The sequence below is a fragment of the Kitasatospora sp. YST-16 genome, from assembly GCF_026802215.1.
GTDB lineage: Bacteria > Actinomycetota > Actinomycetes > Streptomycetales > Streptomycetaceae > Kitasatospora > Kitasatospora cineracea.
The window spans coordinates 6,016,110-6,036,481 of sequence record NZ_CP113837.1; the positions used below are offsets into that span (position 1 = coordinate 6,016,110).

The 20,372-nt window shown below is 72.4% G+C and carries 19 protein-coding genes and 1 pseudogene; 7 read left to right on the forward strand and 13 right to left on the reverse strand.

The window, feature by feature from the left end; genetic code table 11:
* The first annotated feature begins 42 nt into the window (after positions 1 to 42).
* Complete coding sequence (locus OU787_RS27230; protein ID WP_123562220.1) at positions 43 to 300, forward strand: hypothetical protein; 258 nt, start codon at positions 43 to 45, stop codon at positions 298 to 300.
* 3 nt (positions 301 to 303) lie between these two features.
* Entirely contained in the window at positions 304 to 840 is a 537-nt protein-coding gene (locus OU787_RS27235) for an acyl-CoA thioesterase (protein ID WP_268660918.1), read from the forward strand.
* Between the two features lie 396 nt (positions 841 to 1,236).
* Here the strand turns inward: OU787_RS27235 and OU787_RS27240 are convergent, their stop codons facing one another.
* From OU787_RS27240 to OU787_RS27265, 6 genes and pseudogenes are all read right to left on the reverse strand, one after another.
* A complete protein-coding gene (locus OU787_RS27240) occupies positions 1,237 to 2,562 on the reverse strand; it encodes a hypothetical protein (protein ID WP_268660919.1) in 1,326 nt (441 codons plus the stop codon).
* A gap of 238 nt (positions 2,563 to 2,800) precedes the next feature.
* Complete coding sequence (locus tag OU787_RS27245; RefSeq protein ID WP_051817469.1) at positions 2,801 to 3,274, reverse strand: SsgA family sporulation/cell division regulator; 474 nt, start codon at positions 3,272 to 3,274, stop codon at positions 2,801 to 2,803.
* Positions 3,271 to 3,426, reverse strand: a complete 156-nt coding sequence (locus OU787_RS27250; protein WP_268660920.1) for a hypothetical protein — start codon at positions 3,424 to 3,426, stop codon at positions 3,271 to 3,273. Before OU787_RS27250 ends, OU787_RS27245 begins: the two co-directional genes overlap by 4 nt.
* Positions 3,427 to 3,982: 556 nt before the next feature.
* Complete coding sequence (locus OU787_RS27255; protein ID WP_268660921.1) at positions 3,983 to 5,110, reverse strand: hypothetical protein; 1,128 nt, start codon at positions 5,108 to 5,110, stop codon at positions 3,983 to 3,985.
* Between the two features lie 306 nt (positions 5,111 to 5,416).
* Positions 5,417 to 5,632: pseudogene (locus tag OU787_RS27260) on the reverse strand (transposase); the annotation flags it as partial.
* Positions 5,533 to 6,720 carry a transposase gene (locus OU787_RS27265; RefSeq protein WP_268660922.1) on the reverse strand — a complete coding sequence of 396 codons (1,188 nt, stop codon included), beginning with the start codon at positions 6,718 to 6,720 and terminating at the stop codon, positions 5,533 to 5,535. The pseudogene OU787_RS27260 and the gene OU787_RS27265, both read right to left, overlap by 100 nt.
* Before the next feature lie 410 nt (positions 6,721 to 7,130).
* Between OU787_RS27265 and OU787_RS27270 the strand changes: the two genes are divergently transcribed.
* The 3 genes from OU787_RS27270 (at position 7,131) to OU787_RS27280 (ending at position 9,478) form a co-directional block, all read left to right on the forward strand.
* Positions 7,131 to 7,652, forward strand: a complete 522-nt coding sequence (locus tag OU787_RS27270; protein WP_268660923.1) for a hypothetical protein — start codon at positions 7,131 to 7,133, stop codon at positions 7,650 to 7,652.
* A gap of 61 nt (positions 7,653 to 7,713) precedes the next feature.
* Positions 7,714 to 8,280: a hypothetical protein gene (locus OU787_RS27275; RefSeq protein ID WP_030462735.1), complete on the forward strand. Its 567-nt coding sequence runs from the start codon at positions 7,714 to 7,716 to the stop codon at positions 8,278 to 8,280.
* A complete protein-coding gene (locus tag OU787_RS27280; RefSeq protein ID WP_030462736.1) occupies positions 8,267 to 9,478 on the forward strand; it encodes an MAB_1171c family putative transporter in 1,212 nt (403 codons plus the stop codon). The genes OU787_RS27275 and OU787_RS27280 overlap by 14 nt, the downstream gene beginning before the upstream one ends.
* 12 nt (positions 9,479 to 9,490) lie before the next feature.
* Here the strand turns inward: OU787_RS27280 and OU787_RS27285 are convergent, their stop codons facing one another.
* The 4 genes from OU787_RS27285 to OU787_RS27300 form a co-directional block, all read right to left on the reverse strand.
* Positions 9,491 to 10,786: a hypothetical protein gene (locus OU787_RS27285; RefSeq protein WP_268660924.1), complete on the reverse strand. Its 1,296-nt coding sequence runs from the start codon at positions 10,784 to 10,786 to the stop codon at positions 9,491 to 9,493.
* A gap of 98 nt (positions 10,787 to 10,884) precedes the next feature.
* Entirely contained in the window at positions 10,885 to 12,195 is a 1,311-nt protein-coding gene (locus OU787_RS27290; protein WP_268660925.1) for a hypothetical protein, read from the reverse strand.
* Positions 12,196 to 12,543: 348 nt separating this feature from the next.
* Positions 12,544 to 12,804, reverse strand: coding sequence for a hypothetical protein (locus tag OU787_RS27295; RefSeq protein WP_030464430.1), 261 nt, complete (start codon positions 12,802 to 12,804; stop codon positions 12,544 to 12,546).
* A 172-nt stretch (positions 12,805 to 12,976) separates the two neighbouring features.
* Positions 12,977 to 13,468 carry a MarR family winged helix-turn-helix transcriptional regulator gene (locus OU787_RS27300; protein ID WP_268660926.1) on the reverse strand — a complete coding sequence of 164 codons (492 nt, stop codon included), beginning with the start codon at positions 13,466 to 13,468 and terminating at the stop codon, positions 12,977 to 12,979.
* 149 nt (positions 13,469 to 13,617) lie between these two features.
* Between OU787_RS27300 and OU787_RS27305 the strand changes: the two genes are divergently transcribed.
* Complete coding sequence (locus tag OU787_RS27305; RefSeq protein WP_268660927.1) at positions 13,618 to 13,992, forward strand: DoxX family protein; 375 nt, start codon at positions 13,618 to 13,620, stop codon at positions 13,990 to 13,992.
* Positions 13,993 to 14,089: 97 nt separating this feature from the next.
* Positions 14,090 to 14,770, forward strand: a complete 681-nt coding sequence (locus tag OU787_RS27310) for a GrpB family protein (protein ID WP_268660928.1) — start codon at positions 14,090 to 14,092, stop codon at positions 14,768 to 14,770.
* 93 nt (positions 14,771 to 14,863) lie between these two features.
* Here the strand turns inward: OU787_RS27310 and OU787_RS27315 are convergent, their stop codons facing one another.
* The 3 genes from OU787_RS27315 to OU787_RS34655 all read right to left on the reverse strand — a co-directional run bounded on the left by OU787_RS27315 (position 14,864) and on the right by OU787_RS34655 (position 20,369).
* Positions 14,864 to 17,509 (reverse strand): collagenase, encoded by a 2,646-nt coding sequence (locus OU787_RS27315; RefSeq protein WP_268660929.1) that lies wholly within the window; start codon positions 17,507 to 17,509, stop codon positions 14,864 to 14,866.
* 98 nt (positions 17,510 to 17,607) lie between these two features.
* Positions 17,608 to 18,633, reverse strand: a complete 1,026-nt coding sequence (locus OU787_RS27320; RefSeq protein ID WP_268660930.1) for a LysR family transcriptional regulator — start codon at positions 18,631 to 18,633, stop codon at positions 17,608 to 17,610.
* Positions 18,634 to 18,806: 173 nt separating this feature from the next.
* On the reverse strand, positions 18,807 to 20,369 hold the full coding sequence (locus tag OU787_RS34655; protein WP_327059427.1) for a PIG-L family deacetylase: 1,563 nt from the start codon (positions 20,367 to 20,369) through the stop codon (positions 18,807 to 18,809).
* Between the last annotated feature and the right edge of the window lie 3 nt (positions 20,370 to 20,372).

Below are 20,372 nucleotides of genomic sequence, written 5' to 3' on the forward strand. Positions count from 1 at the left end.
CCTGTGAACCGCGCACCAGAGCCGACCGGAAACGAGGAATCGATGGCTGAACACCGAGACGGGGTCGACCACGTGGAGAGGGAGTGCGCCGCCCTCGCCGGGCTGCCCGCCGCCCAACGGCTGGCCGAACTGGAGAAACTCTGCCGCCGCACCGAGCGGGCCCTCGGCCGGGCCGTCCTGGACACCGCCGCAGAGGTCTACGAACAGGGCCACGACACCGCCCTGCACCGCTCCCCGTACGCCTACGGATACCTGCGCCGCAGCCTGGGCTTCCGCTCCGAGCACCGAACGGACGGCTGACCGTTGTACACCTACATGTGCCGCACCCGCTGGGGCGACATGGACGCCTTCGGGCACGTCAACAACCTCAAGGTGCTCCAGTACGTCCAGGAGGCCGTCTACTGCCTGCTGTACGACGACACCGAGGGGCAGGACCTGTTCGAGGACGGGTTCATGATCGCCCGGCACGAGATCGACTACCGCTCCCCGCTCTACCACTGCCCCACTCCGCTGCCCGTGCAGATCTGGGTGGAGCGGCTCGGCCGGTCCTCGATCAGCACCACCTGCGAGGCCCGGCGGCGCGGGCAGATGGTCTTCCAGGCCCGGACGGTCACCGTGCCGACCGACGCCGCGACCCGGCGCAGCCGCCCGCTGCGCGAGGCCGAACGCCAGCACCTCAACCGCTACCGGGTCCGCCCCACCGGCCCCGTCGCACCCGTCGGCCGCGTCCCCGTGCGCTCCACCGGCCGGATCAGGGTGCCCGTCCTCGGCGAGCGCGAACGCGAGCGCGAACGCGAACGCGAACGCGAATACGAGCGCGAGCACGAACGCGCCTGCTGAGCACGTCCGTTGAACGTGCTTGCTGAGCACGTCTGCCGGGCACGTCTGCCGGACGTGTCACGGGAACCCCTCCCCGCCCCGGGAGGGCTCCCGCCGGCCCCGGCCCGGGTACCCCGCCCGGCCCGGGGCCGGGGCCGGTTCCGGCGACGGCCCGTCACCGCCGGCTGCCGCCACCGGGACGGCCGCCGCCACCGGGACGGCGGGCACGGCCGCGGTGCGGGCCGCGGCCGGAGCCTCCGGGGACGGCGGCGACGGGGGAGCGGGCGACACCAGCGGGTAGTACGAGGGATCGTTCATGCCCCCATTGATCACCCGGCGCCCCGCCCGCCAAGCACCCGGCCCGGACGCCTCACCCCGCGGCCGGGCCGGACCTCCGGCTGCCCGGGCCGGGGCGCGCTACCCGCCCAGCCGGGCGAACCGGCCCTCCAGGCGCGTCAGTTGCAGCGTCGTGGCCGGGGAGCGCAGTGCGTCCTGCCGCTCCCGGAAGTTCGCGTACGCCCGCCGGGCCTGGTGGATGTTCCCCGCGTCCAGCTCCAGGTGGGCGAGCTGCAGCAGCGACACCCCGATCGTCCGGTGCTCGCCGGCCGGCCGGGCCCGCAGGGAGGCCCGCAGGTACGACAGCGACAGGTCGGTGGCCCGCAGCGAGCGGTGCACCTGTGCGGCCTGGTACAGCAGGGCCGGCTCCGGGTAGCGGTGCGGGCCGCCCTCCGCGGCCGCCCGCCCGGCCCACTGCTGCGCGCTCTCCAGGTGCTTGAGCGCCTCGGCGGCCTGGCGCAGCCGGGCCGCCGCCACCGCCTGCTGGGCCAGCACGAAGGCCCGCACGCCCGGGGCCGCGTCCGCCGGCAGGTGCTCGGCCGCCGCGTCCGCCAGCCGGGCCGCGTACGCCTGGTGCCCGAGCGCCCCGGCCTGGGTGCTCTGGTCGCGCAGCGCCATCGCCTGGGCCTGCCCGTCCTGCGCCTCGGCGGCCAGCTGGTACGCCAGCCGGTAGTGCCGCTGGGCCTCCCCGTGCCGGTTGTCGTCGGTGTACGTCCGTCCGACCAGGCGGACCAACTGGGACGCGGCGACCAGCAGTTCGCGGTGCTGGCGGTCTCCCGACGGGGACTTCGCCCAGGGCAGCACGTGGTCGCGCAGGTAGCCCAGCAGCAGGCTCCGGGCGATTGCCCCGCCGTACCCGTCGTAGTGCCGGGCGCCGAACGCCGTCATCTCCCGCACCGCCTCCACCTGCCGCGCCCCCACCCGCTCCGGGCCGGGGCGGCGGCCGGCCGGGACCAGCGGCGGGCCGGGCGCCGGGCCCGCGGCCGGTTTCACCGGGGGGCGGGGGGAGGGCAGCATCCGGATCTGGAACAGCGGGGGCTGGAACGCCTCGTCCGGCGGTTCGCTGGAACTCGGCCAGGAATGCAGCCGGCGCAGCCCCGTCAAGGCGTCGGTCGGCTCGTGGTCCGGTTCCTCGGCGGGGGCCCGCTCGGCCGGCTGGAGGCCGAGTTCGCCGCGGGAGACCGGGCGGCCCAGCCGCCGGGCGAACGCCTCCTCCAGCAACTGCGGCCCGGGCGGCCGGGGTTGGGTGCCCGACAGCCAGTGCGCCACCGTCGTCCGGTCGTAGCCCACGCTGAAGCCGCTCTCCCGGGCCACCTTCTGCAACGCGGCCGCCAGCGCGGGGCCGTTCCACCCGGCCTCCGCCATGCAGCCGCGCAGTGCGACGTTCGGACCGCGGGCGTGTGGCATCGGCGACTCCTCGTGCGAACCACCTAAGGGGTTGGCCCCAGAATAACGGGCGACGTCGATTGTCCCTGCCGATTTCCGGCGAACGCCGACTTTTCGGCGGACGGGGGCGGAAATCGGTCCTGCGGTGGCCGATTCCGTTCGGTGGCGAAGGAGTTATTCCCGGTGTGGCCGCCCGGCGGCCGCACCTCGTGGAATGTGATGACCCGACAGAAATACGATCGGTCTGATCGGCCCGGTGTTATTCGAATTTCTCCGGGTCCCCGGCCTCCGCCAGGATCCGGCGCAGCATCCCCCCGGTGTCCAGGTACCGGTGCTCGGTCCCGACCGGCACCAGCCGGTGGCTCAGCTCCAGGAACTCCCGGACCGGCCCCGCCGGGGTGTGCAGCACCGCGGTCTGCCCGGGCGTGCTCAGCGCGATCGCCAGCAGGTCCTCGTCCGCCGTCGACCGCCGGATCGTCACGTCCCCGACCCCGGCCCACCCCTCCAGCCCGACCACCAGCAACTCGCGGGCGAACAGCCAGGTGATCGGCTCCTCCAGGTCCACGTGGCAGTCCAGGTGCACGGCGTACGGATCGGCCCGGTAGTACCGCAGCCGGGCCGGCACCGAGACCCGCAGCCCCGGACACGGCGACACCGTCACGTCCAGCAGCAGCACGCAGTCCGGCTCGCCCTTGCGCCGCAACCACGTGTGCGGGGTGTTCTGGTGGGTCACCGGGCCTCCCTCGGACGGACGACGGACGGGGTGTTGAGCGGGATGTCGGACGGGATGTCGGACGGAGCGTCGGGCGAGATGCCGGACGGGGTGCTGGGCGGGGTGTCGGACGGGACGGCGGACAGGGACAGAGCGGCGGGCGTGTCGGGCACGGGTGTGTCGGGTGCCGGTGTGTCCGGTACAAGGGCGCCCGGTGCAGTGGCACTCGGTGCGGTGGCGGCGTTCCCGGTGGCTTCGTCCGCTGGCATCGGATCAGGGGCCGGGCCGGGGGCCGGATCGGGCGTCGGATCAGGGGCCGGATCAGGGGCCGGATCGGGTGGCGGGTGCGGGGAGAACCGTTCCCGCTCCCGTTCGGGCTCGCGCTCGGGTGCCGGGTGGGCGGAGAACCGGGGCGGGGTGACCAGCCGGGACCACTCGTGGTCCCGGCGGCCGGGCACGGTGCGGCCGGACTGGTGCCAGATGGTCACCAGCCGTGCGTAGATGGGAGCCTGCTGAATCGTTTCGTCTCGGACGCCCATAGGGGCCCATGGGTCGGCACTCACGTTCGGGGATAACGACCGAACCCGGGGGCGGTCACGGCACTCGTCGCCGCTCGCACCGGACGGGGCGGGATCCCGCCGCGCCACCCCCTCCGCCATGACACATACCGGTGAATCGCGGTGCGCCGGAGGCCCGTTCGGCCCGGGTGGCCCAGGCGGCCCGGGTGGCTCAGGCGGGCTGCGCGGCCGTTCGGCCGTCGTCCGTTTCGTCCGGGCCGGCCAGGGCCGCGGCCAGGGCCCGGGCGCGGTCGAAGGCCCGGACCGGGTTGGGCGCGGTCGACCAGGGGTGGGCGCCGCACCACGGGCCGATCCGGCGGAACTGCTCCAGGGCCAGCGCGGGCTGCCGGGACATCAGGGCGAAGTGCGCCAGCAGGTGGCGCAGCAGCGGCACCTGCTCGTTCGACGCGGGGGAGCCGTCCAGCGCGGCCGCGACCCGGGGCAGCAGGTCCCGGTGGCGGCGGCCGCCGGGCAGTCCGCGCGGGCCGTGCCGCAACTCCAGTTCGGTGAGCGCCTGGAGGTACAGCCCGGGCAGCGGCGACCCGGCCGGGGCGGTGTGCACGGCGCGCACCGCGAACCGCAGCATCAGCGCGTCGCTGCCGTGCCACTTGGCGCACCAGTACTGCATCGCCTGCCAGTGCCCGCCGACGTGGTGCGGGGCCCGGGCGGTCACCTCGGCCCACAGGGCGCGGAACTTGCGCCGGGGCAGCCGCATCCCGCGCGCCGCGGTGATCATCACCACCCAGGGGCCGGGGTCGCGCCGGTCCGACTCGGCGGCCCGGCGGGCCAGTTCGTACGCCGCGGGCAGCTGGGCCCGGAACGCGGCCATCCGCTCCGGCGCGACCTGCGCCGGGAAGCCGCTGCCGCGCGCCTCCCAGGCCCGCTGCACCAGCAGCCGGGCCCGGACCGTCGCGGCGGCGCACGCGGACGCCCCCGACTCCTCCCAGGCGGTCAGCCAGGCGCCCCGCTCGGCGGCCACCCGGGTCAGGAAGTCCAGCCGGGACCAGCGCTCGTCCCAGTCCTCCCCGGCCGCCGCCACGTACGCCTCGGCGGCCCGCCAGCCGCCCGCCAGGCAGGAGTCGGCCAGTGCCTCCAGCTCCTTGCGCCGCAGCAGCCGCATCGGCGGCCCGGCCCGGCCCGGGTCCAACTCGGCCGAGGGGACCAGCCCGTGCGCCACCGGGTCGAACCCCGCCGCCTCCGCCACCTCCGTCGCGGCCGGTCCCGGCCCGCTGCCGCCGGGCCGCCGCCGCGTCAGCAGCATGATCATCGCGGCCAGGCCGAACACCAGAACGGGGGTCATGCCGAGCATGATCCCGCACCTCCGCCCCGCCCCGGCACGGCAGTCCCCCGCCCCGGCAGGGCAGTCCCCCGCCCCGGCAGGGCAGTCCCCCGCCCCGGCACGCCGGTCCCCGGGCCCGGCCCGCGGGGCGCCGGGGGCTGAGCTTGACTCTGTCGGGGATCTTGGATGACCGGGCTCAAGTGCCGAGGGTGCGCCAGGACTTCGTCCGGGGGATGTCGTTCTCGTCCAGGAAGGTCTGGAAGGCGGTCGGCGGTCTCGGTGACGGGCCTTCCACTCGGGTGTCTGCTGCTCCGTTCGGACCTGGACTTGCAGGTCACGGAGTTCTCGCGGTGGGAAGCCCACGTTGCGGGCGTCACTGGAGGTGGTGCAGCGGGGGCGGTCCGGGCACGGCTGGCACTGGCTCCTGGTGAACCGTGCCACGATCAGGGGTGCCGCGGTGGGAGAGGAGGTCGGGTAGGGGCCGTGCCAGCTGGCACTGACCTGGCCGTTCGGGCAGGTGACCTGTCGGCGGTCGAAGTCGATGTGGAAGTCGTCGCGGTCGAAACCCTTCGTTCTTGCGGTGCCGGCGGGTGGGGTTGCCCGGCAGGGGGCCCGCTGACGGTGACCCGGTGTTCGCGGGCGGCTCGTTCCAGGTGGACGAGGGAGGTGTAGCCGCCGTCGACCAGGTGTTCGGCGGGCAGCAGTTCGCGGCGTGCCAGGCGGGTGTGGATGCCTGGCAGGGCTTGGCCGTCGTTGGTGGCGGCCGAGGTGGTGGCCACGTCCGTGATGACGTTGACGCTGTCGGGGGCATACTTCTCGGTGACGTGCGCGGCGAAGCCCTTCCAGCTGATGATGTGCCCGTGGCGGACGTAGCGCGCCGTGGTGTCGTAGGGGGAAACGATTGCTGCCGAGGAGGGCGGCAGGCCACCGTCGTCGGCAGCGCGCCGGCGCAGGCGGCCCGCCGTGTCCCGGTAGTACTGCTGCACGAGGATCTGCCGTAGGGCCTCGGCCTGTGGGCCGGGCCGGTAGGCCAGTGCGTGGTGGTGGAGGTGTTCCAGCAGGCGGCAGGCGTCGTCACCGGCGGCGAGGATCCTGGTCTTGGGCCGGGTGGGGTTCTTGCCCAGGCGGACCGGGCGGCCGTAGCGGCGCCCCCAGTCCTCGTCGACCAGGCCGGTCAGCAGGTGCGAAGCAGTCCGGACCACCTCCTCCAGCGCGGCGCGGACGGCCTCGGTGACCAGTTCCAGCCGGGTCGGAGCGCGCACCACGGCCAGGACGTGGGTGGAGTCGGTGCGCTGAGTGGTGCGCTCGCGTACGAGTCCAGTCTCCTTCAGGCGTGCAAGGGCCAGATCGAGGAGCCGGTCGGCTCGGTCGTCGAGGGTCAGGCATTCGCGGAAGTCGGCCAGCACGCTGTGACGGAAGCCGGGATCGTCCGGTTCCATGGCCATCGCGTACTTGAAGTCGATGCGGCAGCGCACCGCCTCGGCCGCTTGCCGGTCCGACAGACCGAGCAGGAACTGCAGCACGCTGACGGTGGCCAGCTGGGCAGGCGAGATACCGGGGCGTCCGTCGCGCGAGTACCGGCCCGCGAAGTCCTCGTCGCGCCACAGCCCGTCCAACCGGTCTCTGCCCACATCGCTGTCGTCCCACCCGGGTTGCTCGCCCGTGCGATCTGCGCGGTCAAGGACGGGACTTGCTCACCGGACGGGGACGGAGCGACGACTGACACCTCGACAACTGCGCGGTTTTCGATCAGCCCGAGCATGCCCACTGGCCGGGCCAGCACACCGGGAAGCTCCAAGATCCCCGGCAGAGTCAAGCTCGGAGCCGATTTTGCGAAGCCTCATCAGGCGATTTTGGTCCGCGGCGAATGACGCCGCGCGGCCCGCACCCACCCCGGTGCGGAGCCAGCGGCGTGCGGGCCCCGAGGGGGGTGGGTACCAGGGTAGCGTCAGCCGCCCGGGAAAGCGGCTGTAGCGCAGGGCACTCGGGACAGTCGACAATATGGTGGTCACTGCCAGGCGCGCGAAGGGATGGGGTACGGATGAGCGAGCGGGAGGGGGCGGCAGCGGAAGAGGAGAACAGGCACGATCCTGAAGCGGAGCGGCTCGGGCAGCGGCTCGAGTATCTGTTCGTGTACGTTCAGCCGTTCGGTCGACGCTACACCCTGAACGAGGTGGTGGACGGTATTCGAGCAGCGGCGAAGCCCGGGGACCCGACGCTCTCAACCGGGCGCCTGTGGGCACTTGTCAAGGGTCGGGCCGGCAATCCCACAGTCGGCACGCTACGGGCACTGGGCGACTTCTTCGGCGTCCCGCAGGCCTACTTCATCGATGACGAGGTAGCCGACCGGGTGGCGGCGCAGCTCGCGCTGATCGCCGCGATGCGGGCCAATGACGTCCGATCGGTGGCACTTCGCGCTGCGGCCGTGGCGACCATGTCGACGCACGGTGTGGACACCGTACGGTCGCTGATCGAGCGGAGCGGGCTGGTCGGGAAAGAGCCCCCGGGGGTGGCTTCGCAGGCGGAAGCGCCGGGCTCCCCGTACGAACAACCGTCCGTCTAGACTCCTCTGGGGCACGCGTGGCCGACTGTTCACGCGGCGGGGGGCGAACACGGGGGCGGGTGTGGAGCAAAGGGAGTGGCGGCGGTTCAGTGCGCGCTGTCACGAGCTGATCGGGCAGCTGGATGCCCCGAGACCTTTCACGATCGAGAGCCTGGCCGAGGCAGTGGCCCGGCAACGCGGGCGGTGTCTGCAGCTGATGCCGCTGTCCGGGCGGGACCCTGGCCGTTCGGGGGTCTGCGGGGTGTGGATCGCCTTCGCCGATGTGGACCACGTCTACTACGCCAGCGGCACCAGCCCGGTCCATCAGACCCACATCATCCTCCACGAGCTCGCACATATGCTGCTCGACCATCACCAGCACGGTGAGCCTGACGACGAATGGCTGCGGCGGCTCTTCCCGGACCTGGACCCGGCGATGGCCGCCCGACTGCTGACGCGGGGACGTACCCGGGCGACGACCAGTCAGGAGCATGAGACCGAGCTGCTCGCCTCGTTGATGTGGCAATACTTCGCGACCACTCCGGCCGCGTCGCCACATGCGTCGCGCGAGAGCGCGGACACACTCAGCCTGGTGATGGCGACCTTCTCGGCCGCCTACGAGTGGGAGCACACGGATGCGACCGATTGATCTGGCGCTCTTGCCGGTGGTCTGGATACCCACGTTGTGGAGTCTGCGAAAGCTGCGGGACGCGCCGAGGCGTACCCGCGTGTTGTGGGGTGTGTGGGCCAGTTGGACGGTGTCGATGACGGTCGGGGTCCCCTGGATCCGCCGGGCGATCGACGCCGCGACCGGGATCGCCAGTGGCACCAACCTATTGGTCCAGCTGTCCGGGCTGGCCGCCGTCGCGCTCATGGTGGAATTCGTCAGGGCGATGACGGGACGTTCGCAGGACCGGACTTCGAGACTCAATCTGGCGGGGTTGGCGTTCGCCGCGGCCGCCCTCACCGCTGCCTTTTCCGTGATGCCGCGACCGGACGGAAATGTCGACCTTCTGACATACAGCGACCGATCGTGGGCCGGCTATCTGTACTGGATGGTGCTCACCGCTTATACCGCGGTTGGCTTGACGGCCTCGGCAGTCCTGTGCTGGGTCCACGGTCGACACGCAACGCCCGGACCAGTGCGCACCTCATTGTGGCTGATGCGGGCCTCATCCGTGACTGGCGTGGTGTACTTGGCCCATCGCGCGTACTACCTGACGGTACGACAGATGCGTTGGAACATCGGCGAACCGGCGGCGGTGGCAGGTACGACGCAGGTTCTGCTGGCGTTCACCATGCTGCTGTTCGCCGTGGCGGTGCTCTGGCCTTCCGTGGCGGAGCGCAGGGAGAAGACCACGGCCGCGCGACACGTCCGGCGCCTCACACCCCTCTGGCAGCTACTCCAGCACGCGACACCCGAGGTGGCGTTGCCGCTGCCTGAGGAAGTGCGGCGGCACAACCCCCGGTTGCGGCTCTACCGGCAGGTGATCGAGATCAGGGACAGCATGCTCGCCCTGGAGCGTCATTTCGGCCCGGCCCATGCACTGGCCGCTGAGGAGGAGCTGCGTGCGGTTGGCCTGTCCGGCGAGCGGCTGACCGTCGCTGTGGAGGCGGCGCTGCTGACGTATGCCGTCGCGGCTGAACTGTCGGGGAGCGAAATCCAGTCCAGCGAGCGGTGCCGGTTGAAGGCGGACGGCCTGGATTTGGATGCCGAGATCGCGTGGTTCGCGGAGGTCGCCGCGAAGGTTGGTGCACCGGAGGTGGATGCCGCAGCCGAACGCCTGAGGAAGTCCTCGCCCGGCGCTCACGTGGGGGAGGCACCGGGCGAGGACCGCATCGGCTGACCGTACGGCCCGTTACCTTGGCTGGCCCCAGTCGAGGACGGTGAGAGAGCCGTCGTCGTTGCGGAGGTGGAACTGGCCGGTGGAGGGGCGCCAGATGCCGATGTTCCCGGCGGGGGCGCCGTTGCCGCCGTCGAAGTTGGCGGAGACGGGGAGGTCTCCTGCCTGGCCCCAGTCGAGGATCTTGAGGCTGCCGTCGTCCATGCGCAGGTGGAACTGTCCGGTCGAGGGGCGGAAGACGCCGATGTTGTCGGGGCCCGCGCCGTCCCAGTTGCCGGAGACGGGGATGTCGCCTGCCTGGCCCCAGTCGAGGATCTTGAGGCTGCCGTCGTCCATGCGCAGGTGGAACTGTCCGGTCGAAGGGCGGAAGACGCCGATGTTCCCGGCGGGGGCACCGTTGCCGGCATCCCAGTTCCCGGCGACGGGGAGATCTCCTGCCTGGCCCCAGTCGAGGATCTTGAGGCTGCCGTCGTCCATGCGCAGATGGAACTGCCCGGTCGAGGGGCGGAAGACGCCGATGTTGTCGGGGCCCGCGCCGTCCCAGTTCGCGGAGACGGGGATGTCGCCTGCCTGGCCCCAGTCGAGGATCTTGAGGCTGCCGTCGTCCATGCGCAGATGGAACTGCCCGGTCGAAGGGCGGAAGACGCCGACGTTCCCGGCCGGGCTGCCGTTGCCGGCATCCCAGTTCCCGGCCACCGGCTCGTCACCAGTCGTGGTGTCGGCAAGGACCGCGTCGACGATCTGTTCGGCGTCCTGAGCCTGGGCCTGGTACCGGGTGGGGTAGGCGGATATCTGGACGGCCTGGCAGACGTCACCGACCGGCATGGTCTGCCAGTTGCTCACCTTGAGCATCTGGTTGAGGAAGGCGTTGGTCGACCAGGTCGGGTCCATCCGCTGGTCGAAGGACCCCCAGCTGTCGCGTTGCTGGAAGAGGCCGACACTGTCCAGGTCACCGCCGGGGACGTTTCGCAGGGTGGTCTCGACGATGGAGGTGGTGACGGCGATGACAGCGGCCCGATGGGACAAGCCACGGGACTGTACGGCATTGATGATCGCACGGGCGCAGGACACCCGGTAAGCGGTCAGGTAGTTGTTGAGCGAACCGGTGAGCGCGGGGCTGAGCCGCGCGGCGATGACGTTGTCACTGCCGCTGACAGATCCGCAGGAGTAGTCGGCCAGGAGCGTCACCGCAGCCGGGTCGGAAAGATCGGTCCCCTCGGCATGGACAGCCGGTGCGGCGGCGAGGATGGCGGAGGCCAGCGCGGTGGCGACGGCTATGGCTGTGAGGCGAGGTCGCGCGATGCGGTTCATGCTATGGGTGTCCCTGATTCAGTTCGAAGATGGGCCGATTCTGGGTCGTCTGCCGCGAGTGCCGGGGTGCGGCGGTCCACCGCACCCCGGAGAAGTCGTTACCTTGGCTGGCCCCAGTCGAGGACGGTGAGAGAGCCGTCGTCGTTGCGGAGGTGGAACTGGCCGGTGGAGGGGCGCCAGATGCCGATGTTCCCGGCGGGGGCGCCGTTGCCGCCGTCGAAGTTGGCGGAGACGGGGAGGTCTCCTGCCTGGCCCCAGTCGAGGATCTTGAGGCTGCCGTCGTCCATGCGCAGGTGGAACTGCCCGGTCGAGGGGCGGAAGACGCCGATGTTGTCGGGGCCCGCGCCGTCCCAGTTGCCGGAGACGGGGATGTCGCCTGCCTGGCCCCAGTCGAGGATCTTGAGGCTGCCGTCGTCCATGCGCAGGTGGAACTGTCCGGTCGAAGGGCGGAAGACGCCGACGTTCCCGGCGGGGGCACCGTTGCCGGCATCCCAGTTCCCGGCGACGGGGAGATCTCCTGCCTGGCCCCAGTCGAGGATCTTGAGGCTGCCGTCGTCCATGCGCAGATGGAACTGCCCGGTCGAGGGGCGGAAGACGCCGATGTTGTCGGGGCCCGCGCCGTCCCAGTTCGCGGAGACGGGGATGTCTCCTGCCTGGCCCCAGTCGAGGATCTTGAGGCTGCCGTCGTCCATGCGCAGATGGAACTGCCCGGTCGAAGGGCGGAAGACGCCGACGTTCCCGGCCGGGCTGCCGTTGCCGGCATCCCAGTTCCCGGCCACCGGCTCGTCACCAGTCGTGGTCACATCGTCGACGATGCTGTTGTTGCGGACCGGCTTGAAGGTGCCGTGGCCCGAGAAATACGGGTACGGGATGGCCCGGTGTTGCACGCCCGAGCCGGTGAACTCGTAGGCGTCGTAGGAAGACTGCGAGGAGTCCGTCCAACCGGCGAAGATGACGATGTGCCCCAAGGCCCCAGCCGCGTCGTTGAGCAGGGCGTCGCCGGGCTTCAGTTCCGCCTTGCTGATCCAGGACGCGACACCGTTCGGAACGAAGCTGGTGGTGTCAAGTCCGGGAGTGCCGAGGTGCCAGGCCATCGAGGCGTAGCCGGAGCAGTCCGTGCGGTATCCCTGGTAAGTGTTGTCCCAGCTGTACTCGAGGCCGAGACCGACCCACGATGCGGCGCGGTTGATCACTTCGCTCCGGCTGATCTGGGTGCTGGCGGCCAGCTGGGAGGGTGCGACGGACCGACCTTGACCGGCTCCGCCCTTGTCCTTGGCCGCGATGGCGGCTGCGGACGGCGGTGCGGCCGAATCGGCGGCGAAGGCCGGCGCAGCAGTGAGTATGCCGGCGACGAGGCCGGCGGCGGCTGTGACGGCCAGGGCACGGGAGAGGACGTGCGTAGTCGACATGAGAGATCCAGCCCTTGGACGATGGATGGGTGAGTGCGCAGGACCCGCCGTTCGGTGGGCTCTCCATAGCCCGGTCCGGTAGTGCACACACGAAGTCGGCCGCCGGACCTGACGGTTGGTCACGCAGACCGATCATTCACTCGAAACTCAAAGGCAGTCAATCTTTAGTGAAAATGATCAACTGGTGGCATGGCTTGTTTCGATGGCGCCATCCCAGCCGATTTTGGCGATTTATCCTCACAAAATGGCAGTACCAGCAGCTGGCCCGCAGGCCGATCGTGGCCGCCTTATGGCTGAAACTCTTTCAGTTTGCAGATACTTGAGGCCGAGCACGTCGGTGAGGGTGTGTCAGTCGCGGCGGCCGAAGCGGTACCAGGGCGGGGCGCCGGCCCCGTGGTGGCACAGCAGCGGCAGGGTGGTGGCCGCGACGGGCAGGGCGCGGTGGTGGTCGCGGGCGTGGACGGCGTCGCCGCCGTACGCGGGCGCGTGCCGGATGTCCTCGGAAGCGGCTTCGACCTCGGTCGTGTGATTGAGCAGCCGCTCGTGGTCCCGCTGGGCCTTCTTCGTCTCCTGCTGCAGAGTGAGCCGCTCGGCTCCGGGACGGGGCACCGTCGCTCCCGCACCTGGCGCGCGGCTATCGGTCAAGATCGCTTGTCAATCGGTCAAGGTCACTTGGCAAAGGACAGCTGACCCGTCCCACCGAAGTTTGACCAGTGCTGTCCCGTCTCAGCTTGTTGTTTGACCTCGCAGGTCACTCGACCTGCGAGGTTGAACAACAAGCTCAGGCGCCGTGGCCGGGCGGGCAGGCCCGGCCCGGGCCGATCGCGTCGTTGACCCGGCGGCTGATCGACTTCAGCTGGCCGTACTGGGCCCTGGTGAGCGGGTCGAAGAGCAGGCGGTGCACCTCGGCGACGTGGCCGGGGGCGGTGGCCCGGACCTTCTCCCAGCCCTCCTCGGTCAGCACCGCCAGGGTGTAGCGGCCGTCCTCGGGGTCGGGGGTGCGGCGCAGCCAGCCCTTGCCCTCCAGGCGCTTGGCGGTGTGCGAGAGGCGGGAGAGCGAGCAGGCGGCGAACTCCGCGAGGTCGCTCATCCGCAGGGTGCGCCCGGTGGTCATGGAGAGCCCGGCGAGGACCTGGTACTCGAAGTGCGACAGGCCGGCGTCGCGCTGCAACTGGGCGTCCAGGGCGGCCGGGAAGCGCACGAGCAGGGCGGCCAGGGCCAGCCAGGTCTCCTGCTCCTCGGCGTCCAGCCAGCGGGGTTCATCGGTGCTCATGGGGGCCATGGTACGGGGGCGGTCGACCGAAAACGCCGGGTTTGACTTGAATGTTCAACCTGGGTCGGCCGTCGAATGACTTGACCTTTCAAGTCATCCCCGCCTACCTTCTGGTTGAACATTCAAGTCATCGAGCAGAGAAGCACCTGATGAACATCACCCTGTGGATCATCGCCGCCGTCCTGGCCCTGGCCTTCACCGCCTCCGGCCTGATGAAGCTCTCCCAGCCCCGGGAGAAGCTGGTCGCCTCCGGCATGGGCTGGGCCGCCGACGTCCCGCCCGGCGCGATCAAGGCCCTCGGCGCCACCCAGGTCCTCGGCGCCCTCGGCCTGATCCTCCCCGCCGCCACCGACATCGCCCCCGTCCTCGTCCCGTGGGCCGCCACCGGCCTGGCCGTCACCATGGTCGGCGCCGCCGCCGTCCACCTGCGCCGCGGCGAGGCCAAGTCCCTCCCGGTCAACCTGGTCCTGTTCGCCCTCGCCGTCGTCGTCGCCTGGGGCCGCTTCGGCAGCCACGCCTTCTGAGCCGCGAACGGCCCGCCGGGACGCGCAAGGCTCAGGACGGGTCGTGACAGAGGCAGAACGGGCGCCCCGCCGCCACCGCGCACCTACACTCGGCGGAATGTCCACCGCCCCGCACCCCGTCGTCCTGGTCCTCCCGCACGATCCCGACTGGCCCCGCCGGGCGGCCGCGCTCATCGCGGACCTGCGCGCCGCGCTCGGCCCCGCGGCGGTCCGGGTCGAGCACATCGGGAGCACCGCCGTCCCCGGCCTGGCCGCCAAACCGGTGCTGGACGTGCAGATCGGCGTCGCGGACCTGGACGCCGTCGGGCGGGACTTCGACGGGCCGCTCACCGCGCTCGGGTTCCGCCGCTCGCCGCACCGGCACGACCACGTCCCGGCCGGGAGCGACGACGACCCCGCGCGGTGGGCGAAACGGCTGTGGCTGCGCCGCGACCCGGCCGCCGGGCCGGACTGCAACCTGCACGTGCGGCTGCTGGGCTCGCCCAACGAGCGGCTCGCGCTGCTGTTCCGCGACTGGTTCCGGGCCCACCCCGAGGCGGTGCCCGGCTACGCCCGGTTCAAGCAGCTGCTCGCCGAAGCCGTCGCCGACCTCGACACCTACGCCGACGTCAAGGACCCGGTGGTCGACCTGGTCACCGCCGTCGCCGAACCCTGGGCCGCCGCCACCGGCTGGGCCCCCGGCGGCGGTCGGCTCGCCGACCGGCTGGCCGAACTGCGTGACAGCCCGCTGGAGTCCGCCGAACTGCGGGCGGACGCGGTGTGCCGCCTGGCCGGGTGAACGCAGGCGAACGCAGGCGAACGCAGGCGAACACGCCGGAGGGGCAGTCGTGGCGGGTGGCCGCGACTGCCCCGGGCGGTGGGGGACGGTGGGTCAGAACTGGGTGCTGACGGTGACGTCCGAGAAGTCGGTGGCCGCGTACAGGCTCAGGTAGCGGTAGCCGGCCGCGGGGTTGGTGACGGTGACGGACTGGGTGGTGCCCGGGTTGGTGGAGGAGGCGGTGAAGGCGCTCGGGGAGGCCCAGGTGGCGTCGTTGTAGTACAGGTACGCGGTGCCGGTGCCGCCGCTGGTGGTGACCTTGAGGGTGCTGGTCCCGGCGGGCAGGTAGACGTACAGGTAGTCGATGCCGCCCGCGGTGCGGGCCCGGCCGGTGCGGCGGCAGTTCTGGCCCATCGCGTCGGTGCGCTGGTCGGTGCAGAGCGGCAGGACGACGGGGCCGCTGCCGCCGTCGACGGTGGTGGTGACCGAGGCGGGGGTGGCGGTGGAGCGGCCGTTGGCGTCGGTGACGGTCAGCGCGACGGTGTAGGTGCCGGCCTTGGCGTAGGTGTGCGCGGGGTTGCGCTCGTCGGAGGAGGAGCCGTCGCCGAAGGTCCAGTGCCAACCGGTGATCTGCGCCGGGGAGTTGGTGACCACGGAGCGGTCGGTCAGGGTGACGGTGGCGCCGTTCACGGACTGGTCGAACAGCGCGGTCGGGCCGGTGGCGAAGCAGTCGCCGCCCGCGCACCGGGTCAGCCAGGCGTCGAAGTCGGCGTCGTAGGAGGTGCCGAGGCCGTTGTAGACCGCGTAGCCGCCTTGGTAGTCGCCGGTGCGGAAGTGCCCGAGCATGGTGTGGACGTCCGCCGGGTGCTTCTCGACCATGTAGCGGACGGCGAGGTAGCCCCACGGGTAGACCCGGGTGGAGTCCGAGTTGCCGTAGGTGTTCTGGAAGACCGTCGACAGCTTGTAGGTGTGCTTGGCGGCCTCGGCCATCGCCTGGGTGTCGGTGACGCCCCGGTAGGCGTACGACTGGTACTCGGCGACGCCCTCGATCCACCAGATGTCCGGGACGGAGGTCTCGGCGGCGAAGTCGCCCTTCATGTCGTAGATGTTGTCGAGGTAGTGGGTGTACTCGTGGTTGAGGTTCCACACGTTGCCCGCGAAGTCGTCGTTCCACGACTTCTGGTACATCACGCACACCGGCTGGTTGTTCGGGTCGGTGACGTCCATGACGGTCTGGCCGCCGTTGTCGGTGGAGTTGCCGTAGATCGCCCACGAGTAGGTCTGGTAGTCGGCGGAGCTGGCGAACACCGGCATGACCAGGGTCTTGCCGTACTGGTTCGGCACCGGGCCGTTGTCCTTGACCAGGTTGTGGAAGAAGGCGTCCTCGCCGCGCAGGCTGTCGCAGACCGGCTGGAGCTGGGCCACCGTCAGGGCCTGGGCGCGCAGCGTCTTGTTGTCGCAGACCAGGACGTTGGGCAGGACGGCGTCGGCGAGCTTGGCGGGGAGGTTGCAGGTGCCGTAGTACCCGCACTGGCCGTTGTCGTAGGTGGTGGCCTGGTAGGCGGTGTGCACGTACAGGCTGCCGCCGCTGCCGACGATCGGGGTGCTGTCCAGGATCTGCTTGATCAGCGGGCGGGCCGCGGCCTCGATCGCCGGGCTGTCGCCGGACATCCGGGCCAGGTCGTTGCCCGCGTTGACGTCCAGGAAGGCGTTGGCGGTGCCCAGCAGGTCCTTGTGGTTCATGGTGAAGCTGCCGAGCGTGCTGATCAGCGAGGTGTCGGCGCTCAGCGCGTTCACGAAGTCGCCGTTCCAGTTGCCGCGCCACAGCGGGGCGGACAGCACCGCGTTGACGGCGTTGACCATCTTCGGCGCCGCGTTGTACGCGTTGGTGTAGCCGTTCAGCACCTGCTGGTAGGTGGCCAGGTACGCGGCCTGGAGGTTGGCGCTGTCGGTCAGCACCAGCACGTCGTACAGCACCGTGCCGTTGGCGTCGGTGACGTCCTTCCAGCGCGGGCCCGCGAAGAACGCGTCCAGGCCCGCCCTGGTGGCGGTGGTCAGCGTGCCGTCGTAGGCGCCGACCTGGCCCGGGTAGTACGACTGCACGTAGTAGCCGGCCCGCAGGAACTGCACCAGCTGCAGGACGCCGGAGGTGTTGGTGCCGTCGTAGGACGCCGCCAGGTCCTTGAACGCGCCCGCGACGGTGAGCATGTTGGCCTGCTTGAAGACCGCGCCCGCGTCGGTGCCGGTCACGTTGTACAGCGTGCCCAGGCAACTGGTCGTCGACGCCTTGACGAAGTTCACCAGGTCCGCGCCGGAACGGCTGCCGAAGTCGCCGTACGTGCAGCTCTGCGCGGCGGCGGCGGCCAGGCCCATGGCGGCCGGGGCCCTGGTGGCCGGGGCCTTGGCGGCGGCGTCCTGCTGGGCCGGGCGCGGGGCGGTCTGGACGGCGGTGCCCGCGGGCTGGCCCAGCTGGGCCTGGCCGAGCAGGGCGGGCGGCAGCGGGGCGGCGACCGGGGTGCGGGTGTCGGGGGCGGCCGCGACGACCGGGCCGAGCGGCTTGGGGACGGCCCCGCCGGGAGCCCCGGCGTCCGCGGCGGAGGCAGGGGCGGAGGCCGGGGCGGCCGACCGGACGGCGGCGGTCTTCGCGGGCTGTCCGCCGGTGGCGGCCGCGGCCGGGGAGACCGGCAGCAGGGTGGCCGCGGTGGCGCAGCCGGCCAGCAGACCGGCGGCCAGGGTGGGGAGGGGTATGCGCAGACGCACTGCTTCTCCTGGGGAGGGAGCTCACTGAGCACGGCGGAGGGGGTGGGTGACGCGGGAGCATCCTGGCACCGGAGGCAGCGTCAGAACAATGTCACAGGTCATATGACATTGCATGAACGCGGCATAACACGGAAGGGAAGACCTTGGGGTGGGGCGGGGACGGGGGCGTGGATGGGGCGGGGCGGGGGCTCAGGTGCGCGGCGGGCGGAACGTCCGGGCGGCCCAGCTGTGCAGGTGGGGGCCTCGGCGGCGAGCTCCCGGTGCGCGGCGGCGGCCGCGCCGAGCAGGGTGTCGGCCAGCTGCGGGCCGACCGTGGCGCGCCGCCAGAGCAGCACGTACCGCAGCCACAGCGGCGCGCCCAGCAGCGGCTTGACCGCGACGCCCGGCACCGGCGCGGTGCTGCCCGGTACCAGCGCCGCGCCCAGCCCCGCGGCCACCAGGTCGAGCACCTCCCGCCGCCCGTACGGGAGTTCGCGCACCTCGGCGGGGGCGAACGCGCCCGCCTCGCCGACCGTCCGGAGCAGTCCGGCCCAGGGGCCGCCGTCGGCGGCGGGCAGCAGCCAGCGCTCGCCGGCCAGGTCGGCGAGCGCGGGCTCGGCGTGGTGGCGCAGCGGGTGGGCGGCGGGCAGGGCGACGAAGACCGGCTCGGTGGCGACGGCGCGGGCCGCCAGGGCCGGCGTCGCGCGCAGGCCCGAGCCGGGGTGGTCGAGCAGCAGCGCCAGGTCGAAGGGCCGCTCGGGGTCGTCGGGCGGGGTCAGCGCGAAGCGCAGTTCGGGGCGCAACTGCCGGGCCCGGGCCAGGGTGCCGGGGGTGAGGGCCGGGCAGCCGGCGGCCAGCCGCAGTTCGCGGTGCGGGCGTTCGCCGTCCGGGGCGGCGGCCTGGCCGAGCCGGTCGACCCGGGCGAGCACCTCGCGGGCGGCGGCCAGCACCTCGGCCCCGAACGTGGTGGGCACCACCCCGGCGGCCGTCCGGTCGAACACCATCGCGCCCAAGTACCGTTCGATCCGCCGCAGTTGGGTGCTGGTCGCGGGCTGGGAGGCGCCGATCGCCGCCGCGGCCCGCCCCACGCTGCCGCTGTCGGCGATCGCGCAGAGCACCCGCAGGTGTCGCAGTTCCAGGTCCACGGCCGGCCCTCCTCGCGTGCGGGCGGCCCCGCCCCGGCGGTGGCGGCCGCGGCGATGGCATCGAGCCTATGAAATGTCACACGCAACATGTCAGATGATTTCGCTCACCTTCGCTTCCCGGGAGTGCCGCGTCAACCCCCTGGACGGCGGGACGTGCTCCGGGGGCGCGGAGCTCAGCCGGCCGGGGCGCCCGGCAGCGGGACCTCCTGGTACCACTCGGTGCCCGCCATCCGGACCCGGTCCGCCGGGGCGGCGGCCGCCAGCCGGCCCGGGAGGGCGCCGCGCGCCACCTCCGAGCGGTGCGCGAACACCGCCGCCAACTTCCGCTCCAGCCACGGCGAGACGTCCAGCGCCGTCACCTCCTCGTCCGGCACGGTGTACGCCGTCCGCCCGGGACGCAGCAGCAGCGGCCCCAGCGCGCGGGCGGCGGAGTGCGGATGGGTGGCGCACAGCAGGCGCCGCACCCGCCAGGGCCCGCCCAGCTCCGGGAACCGGCCGGGCAGCGCGGCGGCCCGGACGGCGAGCAGCGCCACCCGGTGCGTCCGCCGGTGGTCCGGGTGCCCGGTCATCCCGCCGTGCCCGTCGTGCGTCACCACCCAGTCCGGCCGGAACTCCCGCAGATGGCCCACCAGTTGCCGCACCGCCCGCTCCACCGGCACGTCCAGCAGCCGGGCCGCGCCCGGCGCCGACTCCGGCACCTTCGCGTCCGCGTACCCCAGCAGCCGCGGCGCTCCCGCCCCCAACTCGGCCAGCGCCCGGGCCAGTTCCGGCACCCGGTGGGTCCCCTCCGCCCAGGTCGCGGTCACCACCCCGGTCCGCGCCCCCGCCGCCGCCTGCCGCGCCAGCAGCCCGCCCGCCGCCAACGACTCGTCGTCCGGGTGCCCGAACACCCCCAGCACACCGGCCGGTTCCATCCCGCCACCACCTCTCCCCTCGCCGGTCGGCCTGCCCCGCCCATCCCGGGGCGGTGGGGGCCGCCTCGTCGATCCTCGGACGGTTCGACCTCTGCGCGGACCGGGGGGATCCCCCCGACCCGGACAACGGTTACTCCTACCCGGTCGGCGGGCGGTTCCATCCGTTCGGGGAGCCGTCCCGCTACCGGCCGGTGCTCCCGTCGAGCGCGGCCGGGGCGCCGTTGTCGTCCGGCGGCGGGCAGGGGCAGAGCGGGGTGAAGGCGGCGGTGGCGGCCGCGGTGAGGTCGGCGGCGACGGTGGGGGGCGGGTCGCCGGCCAGGATGCGGCGGCGCAGTTCGCGCAGGGTGGCGCGGTGGAGGCCGGCCAGGGCGCCGGCCAGCAGGGGGGCGGTGGGGGAGGGGGCAGGGCGGCGGCGAGGGCGGTTTCGACGCGTTCGCCGATCTCGCGCTCGCGGGCGCGCAGGGCGGGGCTGGCCTCGACGGTGCGGAAGAAGTCGGCCGCGCCGGGGCCGAGTCCGAGCGCCGGGTCGCCGCGTCCGAGGGCGGCGCACAGGTCGTCGCGGACGGCGGCGGCCGGGCAGCAGGCGCCCGGCGGCAGCGGGTCGACCAGGGCGGCGAGGTACTGCTCGACCTCGGACTGCCGGTCGAAGAACAGGTCCTCCTTGGTCGGGAAGTAGTTGAACACCGTGTTGGTGGACACCCCGGCGTGCCGGGCAACCTCGGCGACGGTGACCCGGTCGAAGCCGTGCGCCAGGAACAGCGGAAGTGCGGCGTCCGCGATCGCGGTGCGGGTCTGCCGCTTCTTGGTCTCACGAAGGCCCATGGC